Origin of the sequence: Thiothrix subterranea, assembly GCF_016772315.1 — a bacterium.
In the GTDB taxonomy this organism is placed as follows: domain Bacteria; phylum Pseudomonadota; class Gammaproteobacteria; order Thiotrichales; family Thiotrichaceae; genus Thiothrix; species Thiothrix subterranea.
In genome coordinates this window covers 1,490,540-1,508,143 of the sequence record NZ_CP053482.1, presented here as the reverse complement: position 1 = coordinate 1,508,143, position 17,604 = coordinate 1,490,540, and the positions used below count along the sequence as shown (strand labels likewise).

Here is a 17,604-nt window from a genome sequence, read left to right as displayed (position 1 = left end):
GGTATGGATTTTCTGGATGCGTTCTGTCGTGGATGGGATACTATCATGCCATGACAGAATAAAGGATACAGACAGGAAGATGATGCCCAACCGTACTGAACGCCCCGATAAAAACCGCCGTGACTGGCACAATCTCAAATCCGTACTGCCGTTTTTATGGGAATACCGGGGGCGAGCCTTGTTTGCGTTGGCGTGCCTGATTGCCTCGAAAGTGGCGAATGTGGGTGTGCCGCTGTTCCTCAAGGATATTGTGGATGGCTTACAGGGCAAGCCGGAACAGGTGTTGGTATTGCCGGTGATATTGCTGCTGGGGTATGGGGCGTTGCGGTTGGCAAGTGCGCTGTTCAATGAATTGCGCGATACGGTGTTTGCGCGGGTGCGTTACCACGCGATGCGCAAAATGTCGGTGCGGGTGTTGGAACATTTGCATAATTTGTCGTTACGCTTTCATCTGGAACGCAAAACCGGCGCGATCAGCCGTGATTTGGAACGTGGCACGGCTTCGGTCAGTACCTTAATGAATTTCATGGTGTTCAGCATTATTCCCATTGCGGTGGAATTTACCTTGGTGGCGGTGATTCTGCTGGGGAATTACGCGCCTGCCTTTGCCTTGGTGACGTTTGCAACCGTGGCGGTGTACGTGATTTTTACCGTCAAAATTACCGAGTGGCGCATGGATCATCGCCATGAAATGAACCGTTTGGATTCGCAATCCAGTAATCAGGCGGTGGACAGTTTGATCAATTACGAAACGGTTAAGTATTTTAATAACGAAAAATTGGAAATGAGCCGCTACGACCACACGTTGGCGCAATGGGAAGATGTGGCGGTGAAAAGCCAAACCTCGATGTCATTGTTGAATTTCGGGCAGTCTTCGATTATTGCGATTGGTGTCACGATTATTATGTTTTTGGCGGCGAATAGCGTGGTCAACGGCACCATGAGCATTGGTGATTTGGTGATGGTGAATGCGTTTATGCTGCAATTGTTTTTGCCGCTGGGGTCGTTGGGTATTGTGTATCGGCAAGTAAAATACACGCTGGCGGATATGGACATGGTATTTCGTTTGCTGGAAACCCCGCAGGAGGTGCGCGATGCACCAAACGCGACTGAATTACAAGTAACGCAGGGTGAAATCCGTTTTGAGCACGTCGATTTCGGTTATCAGGCGGAACGCCAAATTTTGCGCGGGGTGAGTTTTAGCGTGCCTGCCGGAACAAAACTCGCGGTGGTGGGGCATAGTGGGGCGGGGAAGTCGACATTATCGCGCTTGATTTACCGTTTTTACGATGTCACGGGCGGGCGTGTGCTGATTGACGGGCAGGATATTGCGCACGTGTCGCAAGCCAGTTTGCGCAAAGCGATTGGAATTGTGCCGCAGGATACCGTGCTGTTTAACGATACGATTCGTTACAACCTGCAATACGGCAATGCGCAAGCGACACAAGCGGAGATTGAACGCGCCGCTGACATGGCGCAAATCCGCAGGTTCATCGAGAGTTTGCCGGATGGCTGGGAAACCGTGGTCGGTGAACGTGGGTTGAAATTATCCGGTGGGGAAAAGCAGCGTGTGGCGATTGCGCGGGCGATTCTGAAACAGCCACCGATTTTGATTTTCGATGAAGCGACTTCCTCACTGGACAGCGCTACCGAGCAGGCGATTCAGCAAACTTTGCACGAAGTGGCGGGGCGGCATACCACGCTGATGATTGCGCACCGCTTATCGACGATTGTGGATGCGGATCGGATTTTGGTGTTGGATAAAGGGCAGGTGGTGGAGCAGGGGACTCACGCGGAGTTGCTGGCACTGCACGGGCAGTACCAGCGGATGTGGGAATTACAATTGCATGAAAAAGAGTGAAGTGGCTTTAGCGATATGCCCGCAGCGCCAGTAAATTGTGTGGCGTTGGCTCGTCTTCTACGATTTTAATGGGTTTCAGATTGCCGATTTCTGCGAGGTTGCTGACTTCGTTATCGTCAAGCGGGCTTGCTTCATCCGTTACTTCGCTGTTCATGTCATCGGTATTCGATGCGTCTGCGGGTGTTGTGACCAATTTGAGCGGGGTGGGTTCGTCGCTGTGCTCTGGTGCAGGGGCAGGTGCAACATGGGGGCTGGACGATTTGCTGTCTAAGCTGGCTGTGACGTGTTGCACGGCTACTTCGAGCGAGAACAGCAGGTCGCGGGCGTTTTCCATGCCTTTGTGCAAATCGGTGGACATTTGTTCGGTCAAATCCAAGGTTTTGGCGATGCGCTCGACGCGGATGTGGTCGATTTGCTCGAATTGCTGGTGAATGCGGCGGCTGAGGTCGTTGCTTTGTTCTTCGCGGCGGCGCATGGTTTCGACGTGTTTGCGGCTTTCTTCCAACCCAGAGCTGAGTTCGTGACGCGCCAAATCGGTGGTTTGGAACAGGGTGCTGAAACGTTCGCTGGCTTGAGTTTCCAAACCGTCCATTTCGGTATTGAATTTCAGGAATACATTGTCAGCATCCTGTTGATAGCGTTGCATTTGTTCGAGCAAGTGGCTGGATTCTTTGAGCATGGCTTCCAAACGGTTGTGAACTTCAGCGGAAAGCCGTGCATTTTCTTGCTGGTTATTGGCCTGCTCGTGGTGATGTTCGATCAGACGGCGGGTAAAGCCTTGTGCCATTTTTTCTTGTTCGCGCAAACGCACCAAGCTGTCATCGACTTGGGTGAGACCTTCGTGCAATTTGCTGCGGATACGTTTGACGCTTTCCACCGAATCGCCCAGTTGTTCATCCCAGTAACTTTGCAGGTGTTGCAAACGGTCGCCGAGCTGACTGGAAATATCGCGGATTTCTTGTTCAGCCGTGGTGACACGTTCAATAATGCGTTCGGCTTGTTCGGCACGGGCTTGGCTGGCTTCGTAGGTGCGCGTGGTTTGCTCAACTTGCGATTTGAGTTTGCTCAGTAGCTGCTCGGCATCTTGTACGCCATTTTGGGTCACTTCGAGCACATCGGCGACTTTTTTGCGGTCGGCTTCGGCTTGCAGGCGGATAACCCGCAGCTCTTGGGTTTCCTTGCTGTTTGTTTGCGGCAGTAGCAACAATACAGCCCCGATAGCGGCGAGTAGCGCAACCAGAATAATAATCCAGTCAATATAACCCAACATAAATGAAAACCCTGTGTCTAAATCAATAATTTATTCTGCTTAGTATAGCCTTGGATGTCAAAATTGCCTGTACAGTTCAACCTGCGAAAAAATTAATGCTGATCGGGATAACGCCCCCGTCATCCGATCTACCGTCAGTTACGAGCAATAAAGATCACTCATGGTGCACGATTTTTCCGTTATTGTCACGCAAAGCCAGCAGAGCCAACACGATAGAGCGCCACAGGATTTTAGCAGTGTTTAGCCAGATTTGCGCACCAGTAAGAAGGCGCGATGCATCCCTGATATGGCATACGCGGCAGATTCTGCGCTATTGCCAACCCCGGTGTATAAGTCGAAACGCCCTTTGCCTTGAATCGCCCGACCATGGTCTTGCGCAAATAGGAGCCGCCATTCCGTGCCGTCTACTTTTTTCCCCTGACTGTTCACGCGCGGCAATTCCGCGAGTAAGACGGAGCCGTGCGGGATATAGCGGCTGTCTACCGCGACAGTATGACCGGGTATGACCGATGTCCCCGATGCTGTTTGGGGCAAACCTTGGGTTTCATGAAAAAAGATATAACGCGGGTTGCTCAACAGGGCTTCATGCATAATGTCTGGGTGTTCGCGCAACCAACGCCCAACGTTTTCGTGTGTCATGCTGCCGATATTGTAGCCTTTGGCTTGCAGATAAGACGATACGGGGCGGAAGTCTTTGCCGTTATTGCCCGCGTAATCGAGGGTACTGGCGGTGCCGTCGGTGAAGCGAATTTGCGCGGAACCTTGTACCTGCGCCATATAAAGCATGTAGGGGTCTTCTACCCACGCCACCTCTAAATTTTTGTTGGCTAAAGCACCATTAGCAATATCGGCATGGCTTAAACGGCTGAGATTGCCTTGCGGCTCACGGTATATCGGCACTCTGAATTGCGGGGTGCGAGTGCGGCTGCCCGTTAAAATGGGGGTGTAGTAACCGGTAAAATGCCCCGTTTTTGCTTGCTGGGCAGTGAGTGGAATCAACTCAAATTGTTGGCGGAGTGTTGCCGGAAACCAATCACCGCGCCAATAGAGCAACTGCTGAATGGTTTCCATCAGGGTTTTGTTGACGATATTGCTGCCCAAGGGGGCTTGGCGTTCCCACAATGCCTTGCCTTCCAGTGAGCGGGCGAGATCACGTAACCCGGTTTCGACGGGGCTGATCGCAATACTCGGTTGGGAATACGTTGCTAATTGCAGCCGTGGTTGTAAAACGCCCGCGCGACTGGGTGCGAATTCACCGCGTTGCGGTTGCATCTGTGACCAAGATTCCCAAATGGGCGGGTTGGCATACGTTGGTGTCGCTGCACTGGTGAGCGTGCTCATGAGAATGGTCGTCGCTAAACTGCGTGAAAGCATGTCAAAACCCTTGGTTTTATTGTAGTTATCGGGGGTATGGGGTCGTCAGCATTATGGGGCTAGTCAGGTGAAGGGTGAAGGCGTGAACGGTACATTCGGATAAGTGGAATGACTTATAGAATTAGTTTGGATTATTGGTTATGATTAAATACATAAGCTACGTATCAAAAAAAGCTTAATGAACAATAAAGATAAGAGCGCTGGGGCTATTAATACTATGAAATACAATCGACTAACGTCATTGGGCATCCTGTTGATGCTTTTTTATGGCACATTGACACAGGCAGCCCCTGCCTATAATCCTAATGCCACTCCCACCGATATGACGAGTTTGCTAGATGGCCCCGGCTTATCGGTAAACAATCTTTCTATTCCACGGGGTGTCTCCCAACAATACGGCGTTTTCAGCAACGGCGGTGACGTTTGGGGCGTGAAAAGTGGGGTTTTTCTGAATACCGGGAATCTGGGTAGTATTCAAGCACCGAATAATGGCGCGGCGTATTCGCACAATACCAAGGTGCAATACCTTGACCTTGATCTTGGCAAAATTAGCGCGAACGCCAAATACGACCCCGCGATCATTGAGTTTGACATTACCCCGCAAGGGGATAGGCTTAACTTTGTGTTTGCGTTTGGTTCAGAGGAATACCCTGAATACGTGTGTAGCAGTTTTAACGATGCCTTCGGTTTGTTCGTCTCTGGCCCCGGATTGACGGGAACAAAGAATGCGGCATTTTTACCGGATACCGGCGAAGCAATAGCCGTCAATAATGTCAATGCAGGCAAGCCCGGTGCTAATCAGAACGGGGCGGCTTGTAATCTGAATAATGTAGCTTACTTTGTAGACAATGGTAATGGCAGCGGTAGCACCTCGACGCAATTGGATGGTTATACGCGCCCGATTACCGCGTCTTTGGACGGTTTGACACCGGGGCAATCTTACCATGTCAAGCTGGCGTTGGCGGATGCGGGCGACCCGGCTTATGATTCTGGCGCATTTTTTAAGTGGCTAACGAGTACCAAATCCACGCCAGTCGACTTGTCCTTGCAGGCCGCAGTGAATACCCCGAATCCGGCATGGAACAGCGAGGTGGAGCTGAGTTATACGCTCAAAAATGCCACGGCTATTGCGACCAGTTTGGTGCAGGTGGAGTTGGAATGGCCGGTTGGTTTGACGTGGGTCAGCGATGATTCTGGCGGGCGTTACAACCCCAATACTGGCGTGTGGGATGCGGATGTGGTTCCGGCGAGTGGTTCTAAAATCCTGAAAATTCGGGCGCGGGTGGGAACGGCGAGCAATTATCGCGTTGACGGGGAAATTACTTTTGCGTTCAATGAAGATCCCGACTCGACGCCTTTTAACCGCACCAGTAAGTCGAGTGAAGACGATACCGCTAGTATTACGGTGTATCCGGTGGATAAACCCGCGAATCAGCCGCCTGTTATTAGCAGTGATGGTGGGAATGCGAGTGCCGTTCTGTCTGTTCCTGAGGGGCAAACAGCGGTCACAACCGTGAAAGCGACTGACCCGGACGGGAGTGCGCTTAGCTACAGCCTCAGTGGTGTGGATGCGGTGCGCTTTGCACTGAATACGGCGACGGGTGCGCTGTCTTTTATCGCACCGCCCGATTATGAATACCCCATTGATGCGGATAAAAACAACAAGTACGACGTGGTGGTGACTGCTAGTGATGGCAGTTTAACCGATACCCAAGCGTTAACGGTGCAAGTGCTGGATGCGAGCGAAAATGCTGCGCCACAAATTACCAGCAATGGCGGCGGTACGAGCGCGACGCTGAGCTTGGATGAAAATGTAACAGCGGTAACTAAAGTAACCGCGACTGATTCAGATGGCGATTATGTAACCTTTGACATCACCGGTGGCGCGGATGCGGCACTATTCAAAATTACCACCAGTACCGGCAGATTAAGTTTTATTAGCGCCCCGGATTACGAAAAGCCGCAAGATGCTAACCGTGACAATATTTATGAAATAGACGTCAGGGGCAGTGACGGTGTGTTAAATGATACACAATTTATTCGCGTGCAAATTCTCAATGTGCAAGAAGGCAAGCCGCCGGTCATTACCAGCAATGGGGGCAGCGCAACCGCCACGATTAATGTGCCTGAAAATCAGCAAGCGGTAACAACCGTGACCGCCACGGATGCCGATGGCGATACCGTTACCTACCGTTTATCGACGGGCGCGGATGATGGGCTGTTTCAAATTAATACCAATAGCGGCCAATTAGCCTTTATCAAAGCGCCGGATTATGAAACGCCTAAAGATGCCAATCAGGATAATATTTACATATTAACGGTGATTGCAACGGATGGCGTGTTTGAAACCACACAATTGTTATTCGTCACGGTAACGAAAGTGGTGGAAAATGCTGCCCCTCAGATTACCAGTAATGGTGGAGGCAATACCGCCAGCGTCAGTTTAGAAGAAAACCTCACGGCTGTTACCACCGTCACTGCGACTGATCCCAATGGCGACCCGCTAACGCTGAGCATTAAAGCCGGTGCAGATGCCAATTTATTTAAAATCACCGCGAGTACGGGCAAATTAAGTTTCCTGAATGCACCCGATTACGAAAAGCCGCAAGATATTAATCATGATAACTACTACGAAGTGGAAGTCATGGTGAGTGACGGTGTGTTAATGGATACACAACTTATCCGCGTGCAAATTCTCAATGTGCAAGAAGGCAAGCCGCCGGTCATTACCAGCAACGGTGGTAATGCCACTGCAAACATCAGCGTACCTGAAAATCAGCAAGCGGTGACGACTGTGACCGCCACGGATGCTGATGGCGACACCGTTACCTACAGTTTGTCTACCGGCGCGGATGATGGGCTGTTTCAAATTAATACCAATAGTGGCAAATTAGCTTTCATTAAAGCGCCCGATTATGAAACGCCTAAAGATGCCAATCAGGATAATATCTATATTTTAACGGTGATTGCGACGGATGGCGTGTTTGAAACCACACAATTGTTATTCGTCACCGTAACGGATGGCGTGGAAAACGCTGCACCCAAAATTATTAGTGATGGTGGTGGCGTGAGTGCTACCTTGAGTGTGGAGGAAAATCAAAAAATAGCGACGATTGTGACGGCTACCGATACAGACGGCGATGCGATTACCTACAGCATTAGCGGTGGCGCGGATGCGGCGCTATTCCAGATCAGCAGTGGCGGCACGCTCAGTTTTGCGGTCGCGCCCGATTATGAGAAACCGCAAGACAGCAATAAAGATAATATCTACGTAGTCACAGTGACCGCCAGTGATGGCGCACAGCAGGTGACACAAACCCTTAATTTAGTGGTGATGGATGTTTTGGAAAATTTGCCGCCGGTGATGACCAGTCATGCAGGGGCAGCCACTGTTACCTTAGACGTCGAAGAAAATAAAACCTTGGTCATGGTGGCGACAGCAAACGACCCCAATGGCGAAGCCTTGACCTATAGCATCAGCGGCGGTGCGGATGCGGCGTTATTTAAGATCAATGCGTCGACTGGGCTGTTGGAATTTATTGCTGCCCCCGATTATGAACTTCCCAAGGATGCAGACAAAAACAATACGTATGCGGTGGTGGTCAGTGCGACAGATGCAGGTGGTTTGAGTGCGACGCAAAGCATAACTGCCAAAGTGACCAATATTGATGATGTACCTTTCGTCAATGTGAGTCTGCGGGCGTGGTTGCAAGGGGCTTACAAATCCACTGATAAAATGATGCGCGGGGATTTGCACCGTTTGGGGTTAATGCCGCAATTACAACCTTATGGGGAGTTGAAGACGGCGTTTGGCTATGCAACTTCTTCCGATATGGTGTCACCCTTTGATTACAAGGGTACGGAAACCGCATCGGCGGCAGTGTTGGCGGCAACGGGAGGCGATGCGCCGGTGGATTGGGTATTGGTGGAATTGCGCAATGTCTTCGACCCTGGTAAGCGGGTAGCGGTAGCGGCGGGCTTGCTGCAACGTGATGGCGATATTGTGGATGCCGCCACTGGCTCCAAAGTGTTGCCAATTACCAATGCAGACGACGGCCTGTATTACATCGCCATACGTCACCGTAATCATTTGGCGGTAATGACCAAAGAGCCTGTCAGTGTTAGCCGTGGGATACCGGCGGCGGTAGATTTTACGGCACTTGCTACCAAGGTGTATAACAGTGTTGGGGCACGTTTGGAAAGTTCGGGCGTTGCATTGATGTGGGCGGGAGATGCCAATAATAGCAATACGATTATCGCGAGTGGGCCGGGTAGCGATAACAGTGTGTTATTGGGAGCTATTTTGGTCGCGCCGGAAAATACCAATGTGAATGCGGCGTTTCGATTGCCGGGTTATTATTCCACCGATTTCAATCTGGATGGCACTACACTTTATACCGGCCCGAACAATGACATCAATTTGATGTTGGGCAATATTTTGATGCATCCCGGCAATGCCAGCTTTAGCGGCAATTACATTATTCGCGGCGAAGCACCGCTCTGACCGGTGTTGTGCAGGTTGCCAGCGGCAAGCGGCTTACACTATAGTAAGTCGCTAATAGATTACCCCGGCAATAACGGAGAAACCATGTCGCAGGCTGATTCCATCCATACCCTGTCCTTGAAGGGCATTCACGACGGGGTGCATACGGGCAAATTTTCTGTCATGGAAGCGACCGATGCGTATCTTGACCGCATCGACCGCTTCAACCCTGAATTGAATGCCTACATTACCGTCACCCGCGAGTCTGCCCAAGCGCAAGCCGTGGACATCGACAACCGTATCCGCAAGGGCGAGCTGACGGGTGCAATGGCGGGTGTGCCGTATTCCCTCAAAGATTTGTTCTGTTCGGAAGGCGTGCGGACGACCTGCGCCTCGAATATGCTGTCGAATTTCATCTCACCGTATGATGCGCATGTGGCGGCAAAGCTCAAAGCGGCAGGCGGGGTCTTGCTCGGCAAGAACAATATGGATGAGTTCGCGATGGGGTCTTCCAACGAAACCTCGGCGTTTGGGAATGTGCGGAATCCGTGGGATACCACTAAAGTTCCGGGCGGCAGTTCTGGCGGTGGCGCGGCAACGATTGCGGCACGGCTTGCGCCGATGACGTTGGGGACGGATACGGGTGGCTCGATTCGCCAACCAGCGTCGTTCTGCAATATTACTGGGATTAAACCGACTTACGGGCGGATTTCGCGTTACGGCATGATTGCGTTTGCCTCCAGCCTTGATCAGTGCGGGCCCATGGCTCCATCGGCGGAAGATTGCGCGATTACGATGAATGTTATTGCGGGCTTGGATAGCCGCGATTCCACCAGCGTCGATTTGCCTGTGCCGGATTACACCGCCAACCTCAATGGTTCGCTGGAAGGTTTGCGGATTGGGTTGCCGAAAGAGTTCTTCGCGGAAGGGCTGGATGCGCAAGTCGGTGCAGTGATTGACCGTGCCATTAAAGAATTCCAAGCGAAGGGCGCGATTATCAAGGAAGTGACCTTGCCGAACAGCCACCTCGCAGTACCCGTGTATTACGTGGTTGCTCCGGCGGAATGTTCCTCGAATCTGTCACGCTTTGACGGGGTACGTTTCGGACACCGTTGCGAGAATCCGAAAGATTTGATGGATTTGTACGAGCGCAGCCGCTGGGAAGGTTTCGGTGATGAGGTCAAACGCCGCATTATGATCGGCACTTACGCACTTTCCGCAGGGTATTATGATGCCTATTATCTGAAAGCTCAGCAGGTTCGTCGGTTGATCAAACAGGATTTTGAAGCCGCCTTTAAGGATGTCGATGTGATCATGGGGCCATCCTGCCCGACCACTGCGTTCGGTATCGGCGCGAAAAAAGATGACCCGATTGCGATGTATCTTGAAGATTTGTACACCATTCCAGTCAGCTTGGCGGGGTTGCCGGGGATGACGTTCCCCATCGGCTTTGCGGCGGACGGTTTGCCTGTCGGGATGCAATTGGTCGGCAATTATTTTGAGGAGGCGCGGATGTTGAACATTGCGCATCAGTACCAACAATGGACGGACTGGCACACGCAAGTGCCAGCCCAGTTCGCGTAAGGAGGACAGCGCATGGAATGGGAAACCGTTATTGGTCTGGAAATTCACGCCCAGCTTGCCACCAATTCAAAGATATTTTCGGGTTCATCGACCGCTTACGGCGCAGAGCCAAACACGCAAGCCAATCTGGTCGATTTGGGGATGCCGGGTGTCTTGCCTGTGCTCAACAAAAAAGCGGTGGAATTGGCGATCCGCTTAGGTCTGGCGATTGATGCCGAGATTGCACCGCGTTCGATTTTTGCACGTAAAAACTACTTTTACCCTGATTCGCCGAAAGGCTACCAAATTAGCCAGTACGAGCTGCCGATCGTTGGCTTAGGTCACATGGACATCCAACTGGAAAACGGTGAAACCAAGCGCATTGGCATTACCCGCGCCCATTTGGAAGAAGATGCAGGCAAATCGCTGCACGAAGATTTCCAAGGGCAAACCGGGATTGACCTGAACCGTGCGGGTACGCCGTTGCTGGAAATCGTTTCCGAGCCAGACATGCGCAATGCCAAAGAAGCCGTGGCGTACATGAAAAAGCTGCACGCGCTGGTACGTTACCTCGGCGTGGGCGATGGCAATATGCAGGAAGGTTCGTTCCGTTGCGATGCCAACGTGTCGGTGCGTCGCCCCGGTGCAGAATTCGGTACACGCGCCGAAATCAAGAACTTGAACTCGTTTAAGTTCATTGAACGCGCCATCAACCACGAAGTGGAACGTCAGATCGACATTATCGAATCCGGCGGCAAAGTGGTGCAGGAAACGCGCTTATTCGACCCCGATAAGGACGAAACCCGTTCGATGCGCAGCAAGGAAGACGCTAACGACTACCGTTACTTCCCCGATCCCGATTTGCTGCCCGTGGAAATCACGCCTGCGGATATTGAAGCGGTACGCGCTACCCTGCCGGAATTGCCGGATGCCAAAAAACAGCGTTTCATGGCGGAATACGCGTTGACGGCTTACGACGCCAGCTTGCTGACGCTCAGCCGTGAAGTGGCGGATTATTTCGAGGCAGTGGCGCAAGGTTGCGGGGATGCGAAGCTTGCGGCGAACTGGGTGAATGGCGAAGTCAGCAAAACCTTGGCAGACAATGAGATGGAGATTGCTGCTGTTCCAGTGAGTAGTGCGGCGTTGATCGAATTACTTAAGCGCATTCAGGACAATACCGTTTCCAATAAGATTGCGCGGGATGTATTCGCGGCGATGTGGAACGGCGAAGGCTCTGCCGATGCAATCATCGACAAGAAGGGCTTGAAGCAAATCACGGATACCAGTGCGATTGAAGCGGTGATTGATGAAATCATTGCCAATAATCCGGGGCAGGTGGCGGAATACCGCAGTGGTAAAGACAAGCTGTTCGGCTTCTTTGTGGGGCAAGCGATGCGGGCTTCTAAAGGAAAAGCGAACCCCAATACCTTGAACGATATTCTGAAGCAGAAGCTGGAGGGCTGAGCATGGCAATTTCGGAGGCTGAAGTGAAAAAAGTGGCGCGTCTGGCGCGTCTGGCAGTGCCGGATGATCGGTTGGAAGCGTATACGCAAAACTTGTCCAATATCCTGAGTTTGGTGGATCAATTGAGCGCGGTGGATACCAAGGGTGTCGAGCCAATGGCGCATCCGCTGGATATGATGCAGCGCTTGCGTGAAGATGTGGTGACGGAAACCGATCATCGGGAAAAGTATCAGGCGATTGCGCCGGAAGTGGAAAATGGGCTGTACCTCGTGCCCAAGGTCATTGAGTAGGGGTATGCCGTGAGTCCATTTTCATTATAAAAAATCAGGAGTTATTCCTTATGAATGATAAGAATCCCTACCAACCGCCGCAGTCAGATGTGACGCCCCCGCCGATAAATGTCGGTAATCTGACGCTACTGACTGAGCCACGTGCGCTGTCAGCGGGTGCTGGCCTGAGCTGGTTGTCTGATAGTTGGGCATTGGTGAAAAGTAACCTCGTTGTCTGGGTGCTGATCACGCTGGTACTGTTTGTGATTCAGTTTGTGCTGGGTATTGTGCCGGTGGTGGGCGATATTGTTTCCAGTCTGATTGGGCCGGTATTGACGGGTGGCATTTTGATGGGCGCTAGAGCGATTGCTGCGGGCGATACCTTGCGCTTCGAGCATTTGTTTGCAGGTTTTAAAGAAAACCTTGTGCCCTTGTTAGGTTTGGGCGCATTGACGCTGGGGATTGTTATTCTGTTCGGGATTATTATTGGCGGCGCATTTGTCGGCATGAATATGGATCTCATGCAGAGTGAGATGAGCAGACCTGAAGATTTACTGAGCGGTGTTAACACGGGCTTGATCGCGGTTGGGGTGATTTTGTTGTTGTTGGTGATGATGTTGTTCTGGTTTGCGACACAACTGGTGGCGTTGAATAACGTTCCGGTGTTTCAGGCGTTGAGCATGAGTTTTAAGGCGTGTTTGCGTAACCCGTTGGCCTTGATTGTGTATTCATTGCTAATGGTGGTGTTGCTGATTTTGGGGATGATTCCGTTGTTACTGGGGTTGCTGGTGGTAGTGCCGTGGATGTTTGCGAGCATGTATGTTTCCTACCGGCAAATTTTCCTCAAGTAATGCCTTTTACGGCCTGACGTATTTTTGTTGAGAAACCCGCCATTGTGCGGGTTTTTTATGCCTTAAAATGATAAAAATAACTGATTAAGGATGGGTAAAGTTACTCTGGTCTATTAATAGCGCTAATTATTCAAAATTAAGATGCTGTTTACACGAGGGGCTTAGGACATGCGCATTCGAGCGTGGGGAACACTTTTTGCACTGGCGGTTGTTATTGGCACGTCAGGGTGCAGCCAAACTATCCATACGGCTAAAGAGGATGACAGCGATGATTTGCTGTTTGGTTACAATAAGCCGACGGTTGCCAAAAAGAAAACAGCGACTACACAAGCCCAGCATTCATCCGGTGGCAGCAGACAAGTGGCGATGCAAGGCCAAGCTTATCGACCCGCCGTTGGCGCTGGGGTATCGGGGATGCCGACTTTATCCGGTCAAGAATTATTGCTGATTGCGGATCATATCTTCAAAAATGAAAGCGGCGGCGACCCTGACAAGTTAGTGCATTGGAATGATGGCGAAAACTTTGCGTCCATGGGCTTAGGGCATTTCACGTGGTATCCCGCCGGGCGTGCGGCACGTTTCGGCAATACCTTCCCGGATTTGCTGGGGCATTTGCAATCCAACGGGGTGCAATTGCCTGCTTGGGTGCAGCAAGCGCGTTACCAAGGTGCACCGTGGCGGACTAAAGCCGAGTTGATGCGTGCCAAGCAAACCGGGCAAGTGCGTGAGTTGCAAGATTTGTTGTACCAAACCCGTTTGTTACAAGCGGCGTATATTGTGGATCGTACCCGGCGTGCCATGCCGAAATTGGTGAATGCTGCCCCTGCGCATTCACGCAATCGCGTGGCACAAAATCTGAACGCGATTGCGAATACCCCCGGTGGTTGGTATGTATTGGTGGATTACGTCAATTTCAAAGGCGAAGGCTTGAACACTTCCGGTGGTTACAATGGTCAGAACTGGGGCTTATTGCAGGTGCTGGAAGACATGCAACCGAGTCAGCCGGGGCAACAATCATTGCATTTGTTTGCGGATGCTGCCAGCCGTGTTTTAGAGCGTCGAGTACGCAATTCGCCACCCGCCCGTAACGAAGCCCGTTGGTTGGCAGGTTGGTCAAAACGGATCAATACCTACCGTTATTCTAACGTTTAAGTACCGTTAATAGCGCTCGTCGGGTAATGCAACACGACGAGCGAATTTGCATTATAGTCCCACCAAAATACATAAAAATAAGAGGGATTGATTAATGAAAGCAAAAGCCGTTATGGCCTTGGCTGCCATTGCCAGTGTGGGGCTGTCAGCGTGTAGCCCCAGTTCTCAAGCCATCCGTAGCAATGCCGGTGCTGTACCACACACCAGTGCAACAGAATCGCCACGCAATACCTTTGCGATGAATAATCCGGCTGCACAAAATGCCTCACATTATTCATCGCAAAATATTTCCCGCCCTTTGCCGTCTGCTGGCGGTGGGATGCCGGAATTATCTCAAGTGGAATTGCAGGTGATTGGCGATCAGATCTTCAAAAATGAAGGCGGTGGCAATGTCAGCAATTTAGTGCATTGGAATGATGGTGAAGATTTTGCGTCGATGGGCATCGGGCATTTCACTTGGTATCCGGCAGGGCGTCATGCGCGGTTTGGCAGTACTTTCCCGGAGCTGCTAAGTTATATGCAAGCACGCGGCGTGCAAGTGCCTGCATGGTTGCCGCGTGAGGGTGCGCCTTGGAATAGCAAAGGCGAATTGATGCAGGCTAAACACACGCCGCAAGTGCAAGAGCTGCAAAATTTCCTGTACCAAACCCGCTTGTTACAAGTGCAGTTTATTGTGGATCGCACGCGCCGCGCCATGCCTAAGTTGGTTAAAAATTCCCCTGATCAATTGCGCCCACACGTGGTGGGTAATTTGAATGCGGTGGCAAATACGCCGGGTGGCTGGTATGCATTAATTGACTACACCAACTTCAAAGGCGAAGGTTTGAGCCGTAGCGGTGGTTATAACGGTCAAAACTGGGGCTTGTTACAGGTGTTGGAAGAGATGCGTCCGTCACGCCCCGGTGAGCAAGCCTTGCACGAATTTGCCGATGCTGCGATGCGCGTCTTGGAACGCCGGGTGCGCAATTCACCGCCCGCCAATAACGAGCGGCGTTGGTTGGCAGGCTGGTCGAGTCGGGTGAATACGTACCGCCGTTTGTTGGTCTAGTTCAGAAACGCATTCACCACGGCGCTGAATTCGGCGGGCGTTTGCACGTGTGGCAGATGCCCCGCTGCGTCAATGGTCGTTAAGGTTGCTTGCGGAAATACTTGCCAAATGCCATCAATGTCGGTGTCTTGCACGTAATCCGACTGCCCACCGCGCACAAACAGTGTCGGTTGGGTAAACACACTTTCCGGCGCGGGAAATCCTGATATTTTCAAATACTGTTTGGCAATCTCCGGCAAGTTGCATTGCCAGAAGAATGTGCCATCGGTATGCCGCCCCAAATTTTTCAGCAGGAAACCGCGCTCGAACGGGTGTTTGACGGTGCTGCTCAACCACTCATCGGCTTGTTTGCGGCTGGTAAGCGTGGCGAGGGGCAGGCTCGACATCGCTTGTAGCAGGGCTTGATGGCGAGGTGGGTAGGCTTTGGGCGCAATATCGACCACCAGCAAACGCTGTACCCGTTCTGGCTGTTGCAGCGCCAGCGTCATCGCAACTTTGCCGCCCATCGAATGCCCCATTAAATCGCAGTGTGGAATCGCCAAGGCATCCAGCACTTCCACCACATCCGCGCCCATTTGCCGGTAGGACATGCCTTCAACGTGCGGTGAATCGCCGTGATTACGCAAATCCAGCGCCAACACCGCGCGTTTCGCGGTTTGCCCGCGTGCAAAGGTTTGCCAGTTATCCAGCGACCCTAATAAGCCGTGCAGCACCACCAGTGGCGGGTTGCCGTCTAACGTTCCGAGTAGGCGGTAATTCAGCACGCGAATTCACGCCCCATGGTGGCAATGTTTTCCAAAATATCTGCGCGTGCCTCAGCACTGAGTGCGGGGACATTGTAGTAAATGCGATGACGCACGTCCTTAATGCCGCAGAAAGCCAATGTGCCATCCGTGACCGGGCGGTAGATCAAGTGTTCGGCGTCGGTTTGGCGGAAAAAGTCTTCGGTGCCGCCCGCCGTGATTAACACCAACGCCCGCTGGTGTTGCAGCAAGCCTTTCACGCCTTCTTGTGAATATTCAAACGCGGTGCCATTGGTCAAGACGTGGTCAAACCAGCCTTTGAGGATGGCAGGGCGGTCAAACCACCACAGCGGGTAAATAAACACCAAGCCGTCTGCCCACAGCAGGTCTTGTTGCTCACGGCTGATTTTGTCGGGAATCACGCCGGTTTGCAGGACTGCTAAGTCGCTGGCGCGTAATACCGGGTCGAAATCTTCCGCATACAGGTCTTTGACCCGTACTTCGTGTCCCCCTTCCTGCAAACCTTGTTGGCAATAATCCAGCATGGCATGGTTGAAGCTGCTGGGGTTGGGGTGAGCGTAAACGATCAGAACGCGCATGAGTGTTCCCTAGGTAAAGTGAGGATTCGGTTAGTGAAGGGTATCATTCGTTGGCATGGTTGGTTTGAATAATAGCCCGGTATCAATGGCGTCAAGTGTATAGTTTGCATTGCAAAATTCGCAAATGATCTCAATTTTTCCCTGCTCTTCAAGCATGGCGTCGGCTTCAGCCTGACCGAGTGAGCGCAACATGGTTTCGACCCGTTCACGGCTACAGGTGCAGTGAAAGCGAATGCCTTTGGGGTCAAATAAGCGCACGTCTTCTTCGTGGAACAGGCGATAGAGCAATGCTTCCGGTGCAAGCTGTGCCAGCTCGTCGCGAGTCAGGGTATCCAGCAAGGCGGAGGCACGTTGCCAATCGTCGGCATCGTGCTCGGTTTGCGGCAGGCGTTGCAGCAAAATACCGGCGGCGGCGGTGTCATTCGACATTAACCACAGGCGTGTTGGTAATTGTTCGGAACGCTCAAAATACGCTTCGAGTGCGACACTTAAGGAATCACCTTCCAATGGGATTAGGCTTTGGTAACGCTCGTTGCTTTGGTGCGATTCGAGGGTGATTGCTAGTTGGGCTTCACCAAACAAGTCGAGTAAACGGCTGCCGGTGGCTTCACCGTTCCATTGCGCTAGGCCGCGTACCGTGCCTTGCGCAGTGGCTTGAATGACCAGCAAATGGATCGGGCCATCGCCGCGAATTTGCAAGGTCAACGCGCCGTCATGTTTGATGGTGGCGGCTAATAACACGGCGGCGGTCACGGCTTCGCCCAAAATGGTTTTCACAAAAGCCGGGTAATCGGCACGCGCTAAAATTTCCTGCCAAGTTTGGTCAAGGTGTAACCATTCACCGCGCACATGCGCTTGTTCGAGCATAAAGCGTCGTAATGTATCGGCTGACATATTTTCTGAACCTCATGGAGCGAGAATTGCTTT

The 17,604-nt window shown here is 51.9% G+C and carries 13 protein-coding genes; 8 read left to right on the top strand and 5 right to left on the bottom strand.

Annotated elements, in window-relative coordinates; all coding sequences use genetic code 11:
* The first annotated feature begins 79 nt into the window (after positions 1–79).
* Complete coding sequence (locus HMY34_RS07395) at positions 80–1,861, top strand: ABCB family ABC transporter ATP-binding protein/permease (protein WP_323127462.1); 1,782 nt, start codon at positions 80–82, stop codon at positions 1,859–1,861.
* A gap of 7 nt (positions 1,862–1,868) precedes the next feature.
* On the opposite strand, the gene HMY34_RS07390 is transcribed toward HMY34_RS07395, so the two are convergent.
* Together HMY34_RS07390 and HMY34_RS07385 are read right to left on the bottom strand one after the other, a co-directional pair.
* Positions 1,869–3,131, bottom strand: coding sequence for a coiled-coil domain-containing protein (locus tag HMY34_RS07390; protein WP_202718616.1), 1,263 nt, complete (start codon positions 3,129–3,131; stop codon positions 1,869–1,871).
* 240 nt (positions 3,132–3,371) lie between these two features.
* Positions 3,372–4,505, bottom strand: a complete 1,134-nt coding sequence (locus tag HMY34_RS07385; protein WP_202718615.1) for an MltA domain-containing protein — start codon at positions 4,503–4,505, stop codon at positions 3,372–3,374.
* 217 nt (positions 4,506–4,722) lie between these two features.
* Between HMY34_RS07385 and HMY34_RS07380 the strand changes: the two genes are divergently transcribed.
* The 7 genes from HMY34_RS07380 to HMY34_RS07350 all read left to right on the top strand — a co-directional run bounded on the left by HMY34_RS07380 (position 4,723) and on the right by HMY34_RS07350 (position 15,335).
* Positions 4,723–9,009, top strand: coding sequence for a cadherin domain-containing protein (locus tag HMY34_RS07380; protein ID WP_202718614.1), 4,287 nt, complete (start codon positions 4,723–4,725; stop codon positions 9,007–9,009).
* 84 nt (positions 9,010–9,093) lie between these two features.
* Positions 9,094–10,572 carry an Asp-tRNA(Asn)/Glu-tRNA(Gln) amidotransferase subunit GatA gene (gene gatA / locus HMY34_RS07375; protein ID WP_202718613.1) on the top strand — a complete coding sequence of 493 codons (1,479 nt, stop codon included), beginning with the start codon at positions 9,094–9,096 and terminating at the stop codon, positions 10,570–10,572.
* Between the two features lie 12 nt (positions 10,573–10,584).
* A complete protein-coding gene (gene gatB / locus HMY34_RS07370) occupies positions 10,585–12,015 on the top strand; it encodes an Asp-tRNA(Asn)/Glu-tRNA(Gln) amidotransferase subunit GatB (protein ID WP_202718612.1) in 1,431 nt (476 codons plus the stop codon).
* A gap of 2 nt (positions 12,016–12,017) precedes the next feature.
* On the top strand, positions 12,018–12,305 hold the full coding sequence (gene gatC / locus HMY34_RS07365; protein WP_202718611.1) for an Asp-tRNA(Asn)/Glu-tRNA(Gln) amidotransferase subunit GatC: 288 nt from the start codon (positions 12,018–12,020) through the stop codon (positions 12,303–12,305).
* A 50-nt stretch (positions 12,306–12,355) separates the two neighbouring features.
* The gene (locus tag HMY34_RS07360; RefSeq protein ID WP_202718610.1) at positions 12,356–13,135 is read left to right on the top strand and encodes a BPSS1780 family membrane protein; all 780 of its coding nucleotides are present in this window, start codon (positions 12,356–12,358) and stop codon (positions 13,133–13,135) included.
* A 168-nt stretch (positions 13,136–13,303) separates the two neighbouring features.
* Entirely contained in the window at positions 13,304–14,287 is a 984-nt protein-coding gene (locus HMY34_RS07355; RefSeq protein WP_202718609.1) for a hypothetical protein, read from the top strand.
* Positions 14,288–14,381: 94 nt separating this feature from the next.
* The gene (locus tag HMY34_RS07350) at positions 14,382–15,335 is read left to right on the top strand and encodes a hypothetical protein (RefSeq protein WP_202718608.1); all 954 of its coding nucleotides are present in this window, start codon (positions 14,382–14,384) and stop codon (positions 15,333–15,335) included.
* On the opposite strand, the gene HMY34_RS07345 is transcribed toward HMY34_RS07350, so the two are convergent.
* Genes HMY34_RS07345 through hslO form a run of 3 tightly spaced genes read right to left on the bottom strand, consistent with a single transcriptional unit; the run spans position 15,332 to position 17,571 of the window.
* Complete coding sequence (locus HMY34_RS07345) at positions 15,332–16,099, bottom strand: alpha/beta fold hydrolase (protein ID WP_202718607.1); 768 nt, start codon at positions 16,097–16,099, stop codon at positions 15,332–15,334. The genes HMY34_RS07350 and HMY34_RS07345 overlap by 4 nt on opposite strands.
* Positions 16,093–16,677, bottom strand: coding sequence for an NAD(P)H-dependent oxidoreductase (locus tag HMY34_RS07340; protein WP_202718606.1), 585 nt, complete (start codon positions 16,675–16,677; stop codon positions 16,093–16,095). The genes HMY34_RS07345 and HMY34_RS07340 overlap by 7 nt, the downstream gene beginning before the upstream one ends.
* Before the next feature lie 30 nt (positions 16,678–16,707).
* On the bottom strand, positions 16,708–17,571 hold the full coding sequence (gene hslO, locus HMY34_RS07335; RefSeq protein ID WP_202718605.1) for an Hsp33 family molecular chaperone HslO: 864 nt from the start codon (positions 17,569–17,571) through the stop codon (positions 16,708–16,710).
* Positions 17,572–17,604 lie beyond the last annotated feature (33 nt).